At 57.2% G+C, this 14,257-nt stretch carries 12 protein-coding genes; 8 read left to right on the top strand and 4 right to left on the bottom strand.

Features of this window, described 5'->3' with window-relative positions; genetic code table 11:
• Positions 1-20: 20 nt before the first annotated feature.
• Entirely contained in the window at positions 21-1,178 is a 1,158-nt protein-coding gene (hpxO, locus tag BY447_RS01275) for an FAD-dependent urate hydroxylase HpxO (RefSeq protein WP_110330300.1), read from the bottom strand.
• A 628-nt stretch (positions 1,179-1,806) separates the two neighbouring features.
• Here hpxO and BY447_RS01270 point away from each other — a divergent pair.
• The 5 genes from BY447_RS01270 (at position 1,807) to BY447_RS01250 (ending at position 5,497) form a co-directional block, all read left to right on the top strand.
• Complete coding sequence (locus tag BY447_RS01270; RefSeq protein WP_110330299.1) at positions 1,807-2,988, top strand: glycosyltransferase family 4 protein; 1,182 nt, start codon at positions 1,807-1,809, stop codon at positions 2,986-2,988.
• 67 nt (positions 2,989-3,055) lie between these two features.
• On the top strand, positions 3,056-3,301 hold the full coding sequence (locus BY447_RS01265) for a hypothetical protein (protein ID WP_110330298.1): 246 nt from the start codon (positions 3,056-3,058) through the stop codon (positions 3,299-3,301).
• A 30-nt stretch (positions 3,302-3,331) separates the two neighbouring features.
• Positions 3,332-4,486, top strand: coding sequence for a class C beta-lactamase (gene ampC / locus BY447_RS01260; RefSeq protein WP_110330297.1), 1,155 nt, complete (start codon positions 3,332-3,334; stop codon positions 4,484-4,486).
• Between the two features lie 88 nt (positions 4,487-4,574).
• On the top strand, positions 4,575-5,027 hold the full coding sequence (locus BY447_RS01255) for an antitoxin Xre/MbcA/ParS toxin-binding domain-containing protein (protein WP_013357893.1): 453 nt from the start codon (positions 4,575-4,577) through the stop codon (positions 5,025-5,027).
• Positions 5,027-5,497: an RES family NAD+ phosphorylase gene (locus BY447_RS01250; protein WP_110330296.1), complete on the top strand. Its 471-nt coding sequence runs from the start codon at positions 5,027-5,029 to the stop codon at positions 5,495-5,497. Before BY447_RS01255 ends, BY447_RS01250 begins: the two co-directional genes overlap by 1 nt.
• Positions 5,498-5,531: 34 nt before the next feature.
• Here BY447_RS01250 and BY447_RS01245 read toward each other — a convergent pair whose 3' ends face one another.
• The 3 genes from BY447_RS01245 to BY447_RS01235 form a co-directional block, all read right to left on the bottom strand.
• Positions 5,532-7,349 (bottom strand): glycoside hydrolase family 15 protein, encoded by a 1,818-nt coding sequence (locus BY447_RS01245; RefSeq protein WP_110330295.1) that lies wholly within the window; start codon positions 7,347-7,349, stop codon positions 5,532-5,534.
• Positions 7,350-7,441: 92 nt separating this feature from the next.
• A complete protein-coding gene (locus BY447_RS01240; RefSeq protein WP_110330294.1) occupies positions 7,442-8,335 on the bottom strand; it encodes an SDR family oxidoreductase in 894 nt (297 codons plus the stop codon).
• 263 nt (positions 8,336-8,598) lie between these two features.
• A complete protein-coding gene (locus BY447_RS01235; RefSeq protein ID WP_110330293.1) occupies positions 8,599-9,633 on the bottom strand; it encodes a LacI family DNA-binding transcriptional regulator in 1,035 nt (344 codons plus the stop codon).
• A gap of 222 nt (positions 9,634-9,855) precedes the next feature.
• On the opposite strand from BY447_RS01235, the gene BY447_RS01230 reads away from it, so the two are divergent.
• The 3 genes from BY447_RS01230 to BY447_RS01220 all read left to right on the top strand — a co-directional run bounded on the left by BY447_RS01230 (position 9,856) and on the right by BY447_RS01220 (position 14,250).
• A complete protein-coding gene (locus BY447_RS01230; protein WP_110330292.1) occupies positions 9,856-10,878 on the top strand; it encodes an ABC transporter substrate-binding protein in 1,023 nt (340 codons plus the stop codon).
• A gap of 88 nt (positions 10,879-10,966) precedes the next feature.
• Entirely contained in the window at positions 10,967-13,192 is a 2,226-nt protein-coding gene (locus tag BY447_RS01225) for an ABC transporter permease (RefSeq protein WP_110330291.1), read from the top strand.
• Positions 13,189-14,250, top strand: coding sequence for an ABC transporter ATP-binding protein (locus tag BY447_RS01220; RefSeq protein ID WP_033783124.1), 1,062 nt, complete (start codon positions 13,189-13,191; stop codon positions 14,248-14,250). Before BY447_RS01225 ends, BY447_RS01220 begins: the two co-directional genes overlap by 4 nt.
• The last annotated feature ends 7 nt before the right edge of the window (positions 14,251-14,257 follow it).

The raw sequence follows: 14,257 nt of genomic DNA, 5'->3' as shown, positions 1-14,257 counted from the left end.
ACAGCCCCTGTTTTCCTGGATTAGCCCAGCGGGCCGCCTTCAATGGTTTCGCACATTCCGGCCAGCACCCGCTCACCGGTTTCGTTTTTCAATGACTGATACCACTCCGCCGTAACTGCCGGGTCGCGCGCATGGGTCACATCACAGCGTTTACGCGCTTTCAGCACCAGATCTTTTACCCGCTCAACCCGTCGTGCCTGATAGCGCAGCAGGGCATCTTCGATGCCCAGCGAATGCGAAGCCAGCGTCGCGGCCAGCACCACGGCATCTTCCATCGCCGCACAGCCACCCTGACCAATATCGGGCGTGGTGCTGTGGGCGGCATCGCCAAGCAGCGCTACACGCCCTTTGACAAAGCGGCTGAACGGTTCGATGTCGTGGATCTCCACCCGGTTAGTGGTGTCGGGATGAATTGCCGCAATCAACTGCTGCACCGGCTCCGCCCAGCCCTGGAAGTAGCCAGTTAAGTCCGCTTTCACGGTGCTGCGATCCTGCGGCAGTCCCTTCGGCAGCGGTACATCAAAGAAGAAGTAGAACCGATTGCCGCTGACCGGCATCAGTGAAACTCGCTTGCCGTCACCGACAAAAGTGGTCCACTGATCGGCGGGAGCAATGCGTTCGTCTATGGTGACCAGACCGTTCCAGTTAACGTAACCGGCATAACGTCGTTCCAGCTTCTCTTCCAGCACATAGTCGCGGACGACGGAATGCGTGCCATCGGCGGCAATCAGAAAATCGCCGTGCGCCTGACTGTTATCAGAGAAGGTTGCGATAACGCCATTTTCAGTCTGGTCGACCTGGATCACGCGCTTGCCAAACTGCACCCGTTCACGTCCGAAGGTGTCAATCAGCATCGCCTGCAGTTCTGCCCGCGCCACAGGACAGGGATATTCGCCCACCTGCTGCACCAGCGGTGCCATGCTGAAGCGGGTCAGGGGTGTGCCTGTTGCGCCATCGTGATAGGCCATATAGGCCATATTGCCGCCCAGCTCACGCAGCGCGGTTTTCATTCCCAGCGTATTCAGGCATTTAACGCCATTGGGCCAGATGGAAATGGCCGCGCCGACGGGCTTCATCTCCTGAACGGCTTCAAAGACCTCAACGTCGATTCCGGCTTTCTCCAGCGCAATCGCGCTGCTCATTCCGCCAATACCGCCACCAATTACGATTGCTTTCATAATGCTCTCCTTTCTGCATAGAGAGACTCCTGCAACTTTTGTACCAGCAACATGGTTAAGCGGATTTTATTTATTAAATTCAATAAAAACAATGAATTATAAGCATTTAAGTGGAGTGAGACGAGCATGGCCTTTCTGACGTGATGCACTTAAATGTCGCAAATCAGGGCCCAATAAGGGTGAAAATGTGAGCGGGCTGCATCTTTTGTTTCATCATTTGTTTCATTATTACTGCCAGGTTTCCGGGACACTAATCAGCCAGTAAGACCCGGCCTACCGTTATTCCGCGCAGTTAATTACTTTAAAAGTTATGAACTATTAAGTCGCTTCGCTTTGATAGCATTGCTGACAAATAATTAAACATAGACATAACAACTGGCGTGAATATTGCCCGAAAAATTCTCGCTTTATTCAACAGTGAGTTAGGATGACACAATTAAACACACCTGTTAATAAAAAACGCAGATTCATAATCAGACACAACTGTGACCGTTTTATCACCGGTCGTAATCATTAGTAAAACTGTGCAAGCCGCATCAGAAAAGGCTTTTAGGATATTGCTCAAACGTATCAGCCGCGATCGCGTGATATAGATCACTCTGGACATAAAGGACTCTGGAAGACGATCATGAAAATTGGAATTACGAATAACCAGTATCCGGAGCAACGTAATATCTTAGTTAATCCGGAAAACGAATATATAAATCTGAAAAAGAGCAATCTGTTCTATTTTATTAATCCGTTACGCACCCGATTACTTAAAAAGAATAAAACCTTTGTCTTTCAGCCTGTGCCTTTTTCCGGGGCATCGCGGGCTGACATCCTCCACCTGTTCAACGAAGTTGCGATTACTCAGCAGAAGTGGGTTGCCTCGTTTGAAACTGAACTGCCGCGCGTGCTGCCGGTGGCGGGTGTTGCCAAGCAGGACAATCCCGAGCTGAAACGGCTTATTCCTTATCTGTTAAAAGATAACTGTCTGGGGCTGATTGCCATCTCAGACGCCACGCTGAACATCCAGATGAAACTGTTCAAACCGGATGTTGCGCAGCAAATCCGCCGTAAAACCCTGGTGCTGCATCCGCCGCAAAAGCTGTTCGTTCAGCAAAAAACGCCGCGTCAGCCAGGTGTCCTGAAGCTGATTTTTGCCGGCAATGAGTTCTACCGTAAAGGCGGGGCGGAAGTGGTGCTGGCAATCAGTGAGCTGATTGAAGAGCACCGGCTGGATGAGTCGCAGCTGGACCTGCAGCTGATTGGCGATCTCACTAAACGTCGCAATGTTGCTCATCGTCAGTTCCAGGATGATGATGCTTTCTGTCGCGATATTGAGAACCGCATCAAGCGCTATCGCTGCATTACGCATCATTCACAGATGGAAAACAGTGCGCTGATGCAGCTGTTCCGTCAGAGCGATGCCGGACTGTTACCGACCTGGCAGGAGACTTACGGTTTCTCCGTGCTGGAGATGCAGGCCAATGGCTGTCCGGTCATCACCAGCAACGTGCGTGCGCTGCCGGAGATCAATCCTGCCAGTGCGGGCTGGGTGATTGCGAGTCCGCTGAACGCCGATCGCGAATACAGCATCACCTCGGCAGAGCAAAAATCGCAGCTGCGCCGGTCGCTGGTGGACGGGCTGAAATCGACGCTGCTCGCCATCATTGAACGTCCTGAAATATTGCAGGAGAAAGGGGAAGCGGCCATTCTGCGCATCAAAGAGCAACATGATACCCAGCGTTATATCGCCCGGCTCAACGATATTTATAGCCGTGGCGTGATGAATGTCACTCAACACCCTCCTGTTGTCTCAATTTGATGAGATTTCTCTGACGGCACGCGCCAGACTGGCCATACTTAGTGCTGCGTACCTCAGGAGAAATGTTATGAAAACCATCCTCACTCTGCTGCTGTCCGGATTACTGGGCAGCAGCGCCTTTGCTCAGCCTGCACCGCTTTTTCCGGCCCGCGCGCCGCTGGCGCAGCTGACACCCGTTGCTGACCGCTGCGATCTTTCCACCTGTCAGACCAACTGCTACGTCGAGCAGTCCCACTGCAACACCCGGGATAGCGGTGCCTGTAGCTCAAAGGCTCAGATGTGCGTACAGGCCTGTTCCAGCCAGTGTAAATAATTCGATTCAGTGAAGAACACTTAGTTAACAATGAAAAAGTCCCTGTTTTACCTTGCTTTATTTTCTCTCTCTGCCAGCTGTGGTGCCGCCGATCTCTCCTCACAGCAGGTCACTTCTCTGGTTAAAGCCGCGATCGAACCGCTGATGGAGCAGCAGGCGATCCCCGGTATGTCGGTGGCGGTGCTTTACAAGGGCCGGGCGCAGTTTGTGAACCTCGGCGTGGCCGATCTTGAGTCACGCCGCCGGGTCACGGAAAATACGCTGTTTGAACTGGGGTCGGTGAGTAAAACCTTTACCGGCACTCTGGCCGGGATCATGATCCGCAACGGCGAAATCCGTCTAAATGATCCGGTGCAGAAGCGCTGGCCGCAGCTGACCGGTGAGCAGTGGCGTCCGGTGCGTATGCTGCATCTGGCGACCTATACCGCAGGCGGCCTGCCTTTACAGCTGCCTGATGAGGTCACCGATCAGGCTTCGCTGCTCCGCTTTTATCAGAACTGGCAGCCAACGGCAGCACCAGGTATGCAGCGCCAGTACTCCAACGCCAGTATCGGTCTGTTTGGCTCGCTGATGGTGAAGGGCGATTATGAGCAGGCGATGGAGCGACATGTGTTTCAGCCGCTGCGCCTGACGCGCACTTACATTACCGTGCCGCCGTCGATGATGCTCAACTATGCGTGGGGCTACAAAAATGGCCAGCCGGTGCGGGTCTCGCCCGGCATGCTCGATGCGGAAGCATACGGCATTAAATCCACCGCGCGGGACATGCTCACCTTTATGCAGGCGAACATCGATCCTAACCGTTTATCGGCGGGCAACGCGGTGCTGCGGAATGCCATCCGAACTGCGCAGTCGCGCTACTTCAAAGTCGGCAGTCTCTATCAGGGGCTGGGCTGGGAGATCTACGACTGGCCTGTCGATGCTGAGACGCTGCTCAGGGACAACGATAATGCTGTTGCGCTAAAGCCGCGCCCGGCGACGCAGGTTAATCCGGTCGGGCCGTCGCAGAGCGCCAGCTGGGTGCATAAAACCGGTGCCACCAATGGATTTGGTGCCTATATCGCTTTTATTCCTGAGCAGAACAGCGGCATCGTGCTACTTGCCAACAAAAATTACCCCAATCCGCTTCGCATCAGGGTAGCGTGGCAGATTCTGCAGGCGCTGCAGCAGGGTACACCTGAATAATGCACCTTACGCCTGTTCAGCCCGGAGCAGGCTGGCGCCCTCTGTTCATTTGCGCTAAAATAAAAATCAAATGAACAGGAGGGCTGATATGTCCATCGCCATTTATACACCCGCTCAGCATCAGCATAACCGTTCGCTCCTGCACGCCCTGAATCTGCCGGAAACGCTGCCTGATGCACACCAGCGTATCGCAACAGGGTTCAGTAGCGGCGTGCTGAAGCGCACCGCGTCATTGTCCACCTTTGACGAGGGCTGGCTCTGCCGTCTGGCGGGCATCGACCGCACCACATACAACCGCAAAGTTAAAGATCCGCAGCAGACCTTTTCGCCCGATCAGAGCGGACGGATCTACATGCTGATTCGCGTTCTTTCTGCCGCCAGCAAACTGTTTCGTGACGACAGAGAGCGGCTGGTACAGTGGCTGGAAACGCCCGCCAAAGCGCTGGGCGGTAAAAAACCGGCCGAGATGACCACCACGGTGGCCGGTGCAGAAGCGGTGATTAACCTGATTGGTCAGCTTGAGCATGGCGTGATCACCTGATGGCGGTGCCTTTCTTTCGCCTGGTAAAGCGTGAGTATGCGATGACCGCCTTTGATGGGTTCGGTGCCCGCACCTATGGCGGGCGCTGGAATTCTGTGGGAACGGTCTGTGTCTATATGGGATCGAGCCGGGCGCTCTGTGTGCTGGAGGCGCTGGTGCACCTCACCATTCAGGATCTGGCACACGACTACGCAATGCTGGCGATTAATGTGCCTGAATCGCTGATCACCGAGCTTTCGCTGGCGGCGTTACCTGCTGACTGGCAGGCCGATCGGGCGCCATCGTCCACCCGACAAATTGGTGATGACTGGCTCGCCAGCCCGGACAACGGGCTGGTGCTGAAGGTGCCGAGCACGCTGACGGGGGAATGGAACGCGCTGTTTAATCCCCGTCATCCGGCGGCGGCTGGCATCATCAGTAAAGTGGTGGTAGAACCGTTTTTCTTCGACCCGCGCTTCCGGCGACAGTAGGGCGGTGAGGCGCTGATATCCTCACCTCCTCAGCTCACCGCTGCGATTCTGATAACGCCTGCGCCGCGCAAATCAGCGCCAGATGGCTCAGTCCCTGCGGCATATTGCCGCGCCAGCTCTGACTGCGGACGTCATACATCTCATTGAAGATATCGACGTTACCCTGGCCATCCAGCGTCGTCAGAATCTCCTGCATCGCCTGTTCTGCCTGGTCTGTTTCGCCCATCTCTGCCCAGGCTTCCACCAGCCAGAAGGCGCAGGCCAGAAACGTACTCTCTTCCTCTCTGACACCGCTGTAGCGATAAAGCATGGCGCTGCCGTCGCCCAGCGCCTGCTGAATCGCGCGGTAGGTCAAGAGCATCCGCTCTGGATTGACCGCATTGCCGTAGCTGTGAACCAGCGCCAGCGATGCGTCAAGACGATCGTCGCTGCCAGCATAGAAGAGATAAGCCTGTTTCTGTTCTGACCAGCAGTGCGACTCAATCCAATCACGGATGCGATCACGTTCCCGCTGCCAGCGCCCCAGCCACGTCGGTTCGATATGCTGGCTTTCGGCAAGGGCGACCGCCCGGTCCAGCGCCATCCAGCAGGCCATCTTGGAGTGGGTGTAGTGTTGCAGTTCCGGCAGTTCCCAGATGCCGCAATCTTTCTGCCGCCAGTGATCGGCGCAGCAGTTTGCCAGCTCGCCCAGCATGCGCGAGGTGTTGATATCCAGCACGTGTCCCGCTTCAATAAAGTGCTGTGCGGTAACCAGCAAGTCGCCATACATGCTGAGCTGCAGCTGGTCGCGGGCATTGTTGCCAACCCGCACCGGCTGAGAGTTTTTATAGCCGCTCAGCGGCGGATAACGCTCGGCGGGCACCTCATCACCGTTCAGGGCATAGCAGGCGCGCAGCCTGACGCCGTGACGCATAATGGTCTGCGACAGCCAGGAAAAGGCCGCCTTACAATCTTCCAGCGCTCCGATATAGACGAATGCTTTAATAATCAGGCAGGCGTCGCGCACCCAGGCGTAGCGGTAATCATAATTTTTCTCGCCGCCGATCCCTTCCGGTAAAGAGGTCGTTGCGGCAGCCGCCAGCGCGCCGGTCGGCGAGTACCAGAGAAACTTCAGTGACAGGGCAGAGCGCTTCACCAGTGCCGGATAGCTGCCCGCGTAGCTCAGGCTCTCCACCCAGCTGCTCCAGCCGGTGTGACTGGTTTCAATCCGCTGATCGATAGCCTCCAGCGGCGGCACCGCCAGCGGCTCTTTTTCGGTTACCAGCAGCGCGCAGAGCGATCGGGACCCGGCCGTCGTGCGCAGCGTGGCACAGACCTGCTCGTCATCCAGCTCGGTTATCTGGATATCGTCGCTGGTGCGGAACATCGCCATGATCTCCGCGATGTGAAAGACCTTGCCTTTCTCATTGTCAGCCACCCAGGGCGAACGGGTTTCGGCGGCAGTGCCAAAGCGCAGGGTGATCGCTAATTCCACTTCACCGCTGACGCCCTCAATGCGGCGCGCCAGTTCACACCACGGCAGACGGCCCGCCAGCGTACTGTTGATGGATTCAGTCAGCAGCACGCTGCCGCTGTCCGTCTCAAAACGGGTTTCCAGCACATTGCTGTTGTCACGATAGCGGCGCGAAACCTGATAGGGCGCGCGCGGCACGATCTGAAAATAGCCACCGAGTCCGGCATCGAGCAGGCGATCAAACAGCGGTTTCGCGTCGAGATTAGGCGCGCACCACCAGTCAATAGAACCATCCGGCGCAATCAGCGCCACCGAACGGCCCTCACCAATGGCGGCATAATCACCCAGACCCGCAAAGCCATCTTCTCTGACCGGCGAATGAAAAATCGGGTTTTCCATGGTTTGCTTCCTTATTTCACGGTAACGGGAATTCTTCTATGGGCAAATGCGGGACAAAAAAATGGCCGCGCTATGCGGCCATCAGAGACAATTTACAGCGTGCCGGTGCCGCCATCAGAGCACCAGACCTGACCGGAAGAGTAACTGCTCTCGGTTGAGGCCAGGGTAACGTAGAGCGGGGCGATCTCAACCGGCTGACCGGGACGGCCCATCGGTGAATCTGCACCAAACTGTTTCACTTTTTCCATCGGCTGACCGCCGCTCGACTGCAGCGGCGTCCAGTATGGGCCAGGTGCTACGGCGTTAACCCGGATACCGTCGCCACCCAGCTGCTTCGCCAGCGATTTAGTGAAGGCAATAATAGAGGCCTTGGTCTGCGCATAGTCGAGCAGAATATCGCTGGGTTTAAAGGCCTGTACTGACGAGGTATTAATAATCGATGCACCGCGTGGCAGATATTCCAGCGCTGCTTTGGTGATCCAGAACATCGCATAAACGTTGGTTTTAAACGTCGCGTCAAAATCTTCCGTACTCAGGGTACGAATGGACTCATTAAATTGCTGACGACCAGCGTTATTAACCAGAATATCCAGGCCGCCTAATTTATCCGCAGCGTCTTTCACCAGCTGCTGACAGAATTCTTCAGAACGAATGTCGCCGGGAATAGCGAAAACTTTACGGCCTTCCGCTTCGATTAACTTAATCACTTCATCAGCATCGGGCTGTTCTTCGGGCAGATAGTTAATCACCACGTCTGCGCCTTCACGGGCATAAGCGATAGCCACTGCGCGGCCAATACCGGAGTCACCGCCCGTAATCAGCGCCTTGCGGCCGGTCAGTCGGCCAGTGCCGCGGTAGCTGGTTTCTCCGTGGTCGGGAACCGGGATCATCTTGCTGGCCAGGCCTGGTGCCTGTTGTGGCTGCTCCTCAAACGGAGGTTTAGGAAAGTGATCCAGATCGAGCGTCTTGTTAGTTGGTGTAGCCATTGTATGCTCCTTGAACAAAGTTATCTGAGACATTAAGCCTGGCACAAATGTGATATTTGTCACATCTGACTGCTGATTCATTGAGCAGGTAAAACCAGATGAACTTAATAATGCAGGTAAAGCGTAGTCAGGAAATCGGTATTGTGTGCTGCACTGTCCGATTATTTTTCAGAGGAGGCAGGGAATAATTAAAGCGAAGCGTAAAAACGGCTGGGGATTATTTCAGTACGTGAAATGTTCCGGCTGAAAATAAAAAAGGGCGGTTAACCACCGCGTACCGAACCGCGCCAGACCACATCGACCGCATATATTCTGCGCTCCTGCTGCTGTTCATTTTTGGGTGTTAATGCTTCCGTTTGCGCTTCCGTCTCCACCAGCCAGGCAATGGCATCGCGGGCAAACTGCTCCACCGGCTGCGCGAAGGTGGTGAGATTATACGAGGACCAGCCCGACTGTGGAATGTTGTCATGTCCCATGATGCAGAGATCCTCCGGAATGCGCAGCGCAAAGCGGTGACGCGCCTCATCCATAAAGCCGCAGGCGAGCAGGTCGGTAGCACAGTAAACCGCATCCGGGCGAATGTTACGCGTCAGCAGACGCTGGGCCAGAATCTGGCCGCTTTCATAGGAGGTGGTGCCGAAGCGTTCTACCTGAACCGTAACGCCCGCGTTCTGCGCTGCCACCAGAAAATCGGCTTCGCGCTTCAGCAGACTCGGCGTGCCCGCCAGCGAATTGACAAAGGCGATGCGATTGCAGCCCGCCCGGACAAAAGCGTTAACCGCCATTTCCGCTGCCGGACGGGAGTCGAGGTTGATATTGAGCGTGCCGGGCAGGGATTCGTCGCGGTTAATCAGCACCAGATGCTGACCATGTTTGTAGCAGAGCCGGGTAATGCCGCTGTCCGGCATGCCGGAGAGAATGATGGAGGCGTCGGCACGGAAATTAATCGCCTGTTGCAGCGCGTCCGAAACCCGCGCATCCGAGCGGTCGGTGTTGATCAGCATCGCCACTTTTCCCGCTTCCTGCAGATACTGGGTCATCCAGCGCACCAGGCTGGCACGGTAGGGCGTGTCCACCTCGGAGGCGATTAAGCAGACAATGCCGCTGCGGTTGCGTACGAGGCCGCGAGCCAGATGATTGACGTGATAACCCAGCTCTTCAGCCGCTTTCATCACCCGCTGACGAGTGGACTCTGACACGCTGGCCCCTTCTGTAAAGGTGCGTGAGACCGCTGACCGGGAGACGCCCGCCCGGTCAGCGACATCCTGCGCACTCACTACCGCTTTAAGCTGCTGCATCTTTTTTCCTCGCCCCTGTGTTACCTGCACTGAGTCTGCCTGAATTTGCAAGGCTGTGCAAAGGATGCCTGTACACCGGATGTTTCAAATTTGTGACAGAGCCTGACAATTGCACAACAACTCAATTGACAGTGCAGCCGGGTCACCGTACTACTTTGCTCATACCTTTGCACGCATGTGCAAAAGCTGGCGCACCTGCGTCATCCAGCCCAGGAGAACATCATGCGTTATCCCTCTCTGCTCGCTGCTGTCATCGTCTGCCCTGTGGTGCCGTTTGCTGCCCCGGCGGCGGGCCTTAATATGATCTGCTCTGCTGATGTAGTGGTGTGCGAACAGATGACCACGCTGTTCAGCCAGAGTCATCCCGACATCAAACTCAGCATGGTGCGGCTCTCTGCCGGTGAAGCTTATGCCCGTATCCGCAGTGAAGCGCGCAATCCCCGTACCGATATCTGGTGGGCGGGCACCGGTGACCCCCATATGCAGGCCAGCGAAGAGGGCTTAACCCAGGCCTACAAGTCACCCCTGCTCGATCAGCAGCAGCCCTGGTCACAGAAAGTAGCGGAGATCTCCGGCTATCGCACCGTTGGCGTCTATGCCGGTGCGCTGGGCTGGGGCTACAACACGAAACTGCTGGCGGAGAAAAAGCTGAAGGTCCCGGCCTGCTGGGCGGATTTACTCGACCCGGGCTTTAAAGGCGAGATTCAGATCGCCAATCCTAACTCCTCCGGCACGGCCTATAACACCCTGGCGACGCTGGTGCAGATCATGGGTGAAGACAAGGCCTTTGACTACCTTAAGAAGCTCAACGCCAACATCTCGCAATACACCAAGTCCGGCTCAGCACCGGTCAAGGCCGCGGCGCGCGGTGAAACCACCGTCGGCATTGTCTTTATGCATGATGCCGTGGCGATGGAGGTGGATGGCTTCCCGATTAAGCCCGTCGCGCCCTGCGAAGGCACCGGCTATGAGATTGGTTCGATGTCGATCATTAAAGGGGCGCGCAATCTGGCCAATGCTAAAAGCTGGTATGACTGGGCGCTCAGCGCGGAGGCGCAGTCGCACATGAAAGAGGCGAAGTCGTTCCAGCTGCCTTCCAACCGCAAGGCGGAGATCTCTGAATACGCCCCGCGCTTCGAGAACATCAAACTGATCGACTACGACTTCAAAACTTATGGCGACTCGGCAAAACGCAAGGCGCTGCTGGGCCGCTGGGATAAAGAGATTGGTGCCAGCGCGCAATAACGGGGGGACCAGCCCGGCCGCCTGAGCCGGGTTGGTGCCAGACCGCGGTGGCGCAAGCCTGATGTCCGCTTCCTGATGGAGGTGATTTATGAATGCGCATAATCGTCGCTTAACCGGTGCGCTGCTGGCAGGTGCCGTCGCGCTGACGCTGCTGCCCTGGTATAGCCTGGAGCAGGGCTTCTTTACGGGTGACTGGCTGTTCAGCTTCTGGGGAGATGAGAACAACGCACCAGCGCTGGGACAGCTCGCGCTGCACAGCTGGCTGGGCATCGCCGTGGCGCTATGGCTGCTCTCGGCGGCCAGTGTCTTTCTGCCGCCAGGCCGCACACGCAGCACGCTGCTGCTGCTATTCAGCGTCTGCGGGATTCTTTTTCTGGTGCTGGAAGGGCATGCTATCGGGTTTAGTGGCTGGAACTGGCTGTGGCTGGAAAATCTCTTTGGTCCGCTGACACAGGGGCAACCGGCGATGGGCGCGGGCGCACTGCTGCTGCTGACCGTCTTTCTGCTGATCTTCGCTTTTGCCCTGGCAGAGCGCGGCGTGCTGAAAGGCGATGCCTTTGTAGTGGCGTCGATTGTGCTGCTGGTGGCGCTGGTGACGACCTTTGTGCTCTATCCGGTGCTGAGCCTGTTTGTCGCCTCAGTGCAGGATAGTGACGGCAGCTTTAAACCGGATGGACTGATTGCCAATATGCAGGACCCCGCCATCTGGAGCCTCGCCTGTTTTACCGGCGACACCTGCGGCACAGCCTGGCGCACGCTGGGACTGGCGCTGATGACCGCCAGTGGTTCCACGCTGCTGGGACTGGCGTTTGCGCTGGCGGCCACGCGCACGGCGCTGCCATTTAAAAAAGCGCTGCGAATGCTGACCATTCTGCCAATTATCACGCCGCCGTTTGTTATCGGTCTGGCGCTGATCCTGCTGTTTGGCCGCTCCGGCGTGGTGACAGCATCGCTGGCGACGCTGTTCGGCATCGAGCCGGGTCGCTGGCTCTATGGACTGACCGGCATCTGGATTGCCCAGGTGCTGTCGTTTACTCCCATTGCGTTTCTGGTGCTGATTGGCGTGGTTGAGGGGGTCAGTCCGTCACTGGAAGAGGCGTCGCAGACTCTGCGCGCCAGCCGCTGGCGCACCTTCTCCCGCATCTCGCTGCCGCTGATGGCGCCAGGTCTGGCCAACGCGTTCTTAATCAGCTTTATCGAAAGCATGGCCGATTTCGGTAACCCAATGGTGCTGGGCGGCAGTCACGGCGTGCTCTCGACGGAGATCTTCTTCTCCGTGGTCGGCGCACAGAACGACCCGAGCCGCGCGGCGGTACTGGCGATGATCCTGCTGGGCTTTACCCTGACTGCGTTTCTGGTGCAGCGCGTCTGGCTCTCCGGCAAAAGCTTCGCCACCGTGACCGGCAAGGGCGACGGCGGCCGTCATGTGATGCTGCCGCGTCCGGTACGCTACAGCGTTTATGGCATGGTGATCCCGTGGGGACTCTTCACCCTGGTGATCTACGGCATGATCATGATTGGCGGCTTTGTGCAGTCGTGGGGGCTGAATAACAACCTGACGCTGGATCACTACATCCGCGCCTTCAGCATCAGCGTGAATCAGGGGCAGCTGGTGTGGAGTGGCGTCGCCTGGAACTCGTTCTGGACCACGCTGGAAATCGCCCTGATTGCCGCACCGCTCACTGCCATTGTGGGGCTGCTGACCGCCTGGCTTATCGTACGGCAGAAGTTTGCCGGCCGTCAGACCTTTGAATTCATGCTGATGCTGAGCTTTGCCATTCCCGGCACGGTGATAGGTGTGAGCTATGTGATGGCCTATAACCTGCCGCCGCTGGAGATCACCGGCACCGCGATGATCCTGATCGCCTGTTTTGTCTTCCGTAATATGCCGGTCGGCGTGCGGGGCGGGATTGCAGCGATGAGCCAGCTGGATAAAAGCCTGGATGAAGCGTCACTGACGCTGGGCGCCAACAGTTTCCGGACGCTGCGCAAAGTGGTGCTGCCGCTGCTCAAACCGGCGATCAGCGCCGCGCTGGTCTACGCCTTTGTGCGGGCGATTACCTCGATCAGCGCGGTGATTTTCCTGGTCAGTGCGCAGTACAACATGGCGACCTCGTACATTGTCGGGCTGGTGGAGAACGGAGAGTATGGCGTCGCGATTGCCTACTCCTCGGTCCTGATCGTGGTGATGCTGCTGATCATTGGCCTGTTCCAGCTGCTGGTGGGCGAACGTCGCCTGCGCCGTGCAGCCCAACCGGCGGTGATCGTTGCCGCACCCTCTGTATCCACGCTGACTCAGGAGAGAGCCGTATGACGACCATTAACGCCGGATCGGTGGTGTTTGAACATGTCGCGAAGCGTTTTGCCGGTTTTACCGCGGTGCCGGATCTGTCGCTTACCGTAGAGCCGGGCACGCTGGTCACGCTGCTCGGGCCATCCGGCTGCGGCAAGACCACCACGCTGCGGCTGCTGGCCGGGCTGGAGCATCCCACCTCGGGACGGATTCTGATTGGTGGCAAAGAGGTGACCCATCTGCCCGCCAACGAGCGCGACGTGGCGATGGTGTTTCAGTCCTACGCGCTGTTTCCGCATATGAACGCCCTCGACAACATTCTGTATGGACTGCTCTCCGGGGGTATGAATAAACGCGAGGCGCAGGACAGGGCGCGCGAAGGACTGAAGCTGGTGGGGCTGGAGAGTCAGGGCCAGCGGCTGCCGTCCGAACTGTCTGGTGGACAGCAGCAGCGTATTGCAGTGGCGCGTGCGCTGGTGCTGGAACCGCAGGTGCTGCTGCTCGATGAGCCGCTGTCAAACCTTGATGAGCGTCTGCGCCGTCGGGTGCGCACCGATATTCGTGATCTGCAGCAGCGGCTCGGGTTCACTGCCGTCTACGTGACCCATGACCAGGAGGAGGCGCTGGCGGTCTCCGATAAGATTATTGTCATGAAAGAGGGGGATATTGCTCAGCAGGGCGCGCCGGAGACGCTTTACCATTCGCCCAATTCAGTCTTCATCGCGGACTTTATGGGGGAAGCGAACATTCTGCCCTGTGAAGTGGAACAGGCCGATGCGGATGACGCGCTGGTCCGTCTGGGAAATCAGCGCTTCCGGGTGCGGGGTATCGGTGCAAAAACCGGCAGTGCCCAGCTGGCGGTGCGACCGCAGTTTATTACGCTGTCCGGCGACGGTCAGGGCGCGTTGCAGGGTGAAGTGATCCACAGCACCTGGCTGGGCGATCATATCGAATATGAAGTCGCTACCGAGCTGGGCGCGCTGTTCATTATCGATCCACAAATGGAACAGCGTCTGCCGCTCGCCGCCACGGTTGGCGTCAACTTTAAGCCGCAGGGCTTAGCCCTGATTGCCCGTTAATCTGATT

The organism is Pantoea sp. JKS000250, from assembly GCF_003201065.1.
Taxonomy (GTDB): Bacteria; Pseudomonadota; Gammaproteobacteria; order Enterobacterales; family Enterobacteriaceae; genus Pantoea; species Pantoea vagans.
This window is presented reverse-complemented; position numbering and strand designations above follow the sequence as displayed.

Bases quoted from the DNA above. Each gene is read 5' to 3' on its own strand.
- BY447_RS01270 (WP_110330299.1), top strand. From the start codon at position 1,807: ATGAAAATTGGAATTACGAATAACCAGTATCCGGAGCAACGTAATATC.
- BY447_RS01225 (WP_110330291.1), top strand. From the start codon at position 10,967: ATGAATGCGCATAATCGTCGCTTAACCGGTGCGCTGCTGGCAGGTGCC.
- BY447_RS01250 (WP_110330296.1), top strand. From the start codon at position 5,027: ATGGCGGTGCCTTTCTTTCGCCTGGTAAAGCGTGAGTATGCGATGACC.
- BY447_RS01265 (WP_110330298.1), top strand. From the start codon at position 3,056: ATGAAAACCATCCTCACTCTGCTGCTGTCCGGATTACTGGGCAGCAGC.
- BY447_RS01230 (WP_110330292.1), top strand. From the start codon at position 9,856: ATGCGTTATCCCTCTCTGCTCGCTGCTGTCATCGTCTGCCCTGTGGTG.
- BY447_RS01235 (WP_110330293.1), bottom strand. From the start codon at position 9,633: ATGCAGCAGCTTAAAGCGGTAGTGAGTGCGCAGGATGTCGCTGACCGG.
- hpxO (WP_110330300.1), bottom strand. From the start codon at position 1,178: ATGAAAGCAATCGTAATTGGTGGCGGTATTGGCGGAATGAGCAGCGCG.
- BY447_RS01245 (WP_110330295.1), bottom strand. From the start codon at position 7,349: ATGGAAAACCCGATTTTTCATTCGCCGGTCAGAGAAGATGGCTTTGCG.
- ampC (WP_110330297.1), top strand. From the start codon at position 3,332: ATGAAAAAGTCCCTGTTTTACCTTGCTTTATTTTCTCTCTCTGCCAGC.
- BY447_RS01240 (WP_110330294.1), bottom strand. From the start codon at position 8,335: ATGGCTACACCAACTAACAAGACGCTCGATCTGGATCACTTTCCTAAA.
- BY447_RS01220 (WP_033783124.1), top strand. From the start codon at position 13,189: ATGACGACCATTAACGCCGGATCGGTGGTGTTTGAACATGTCGCGAAG.
- BY447_RS01255 (WP_013357893.1), top strand. From the start codon at position 4,575: ATGTCCATCGCCATTTATACACCCGCTCAGCATCAGCATAACCGTTCG.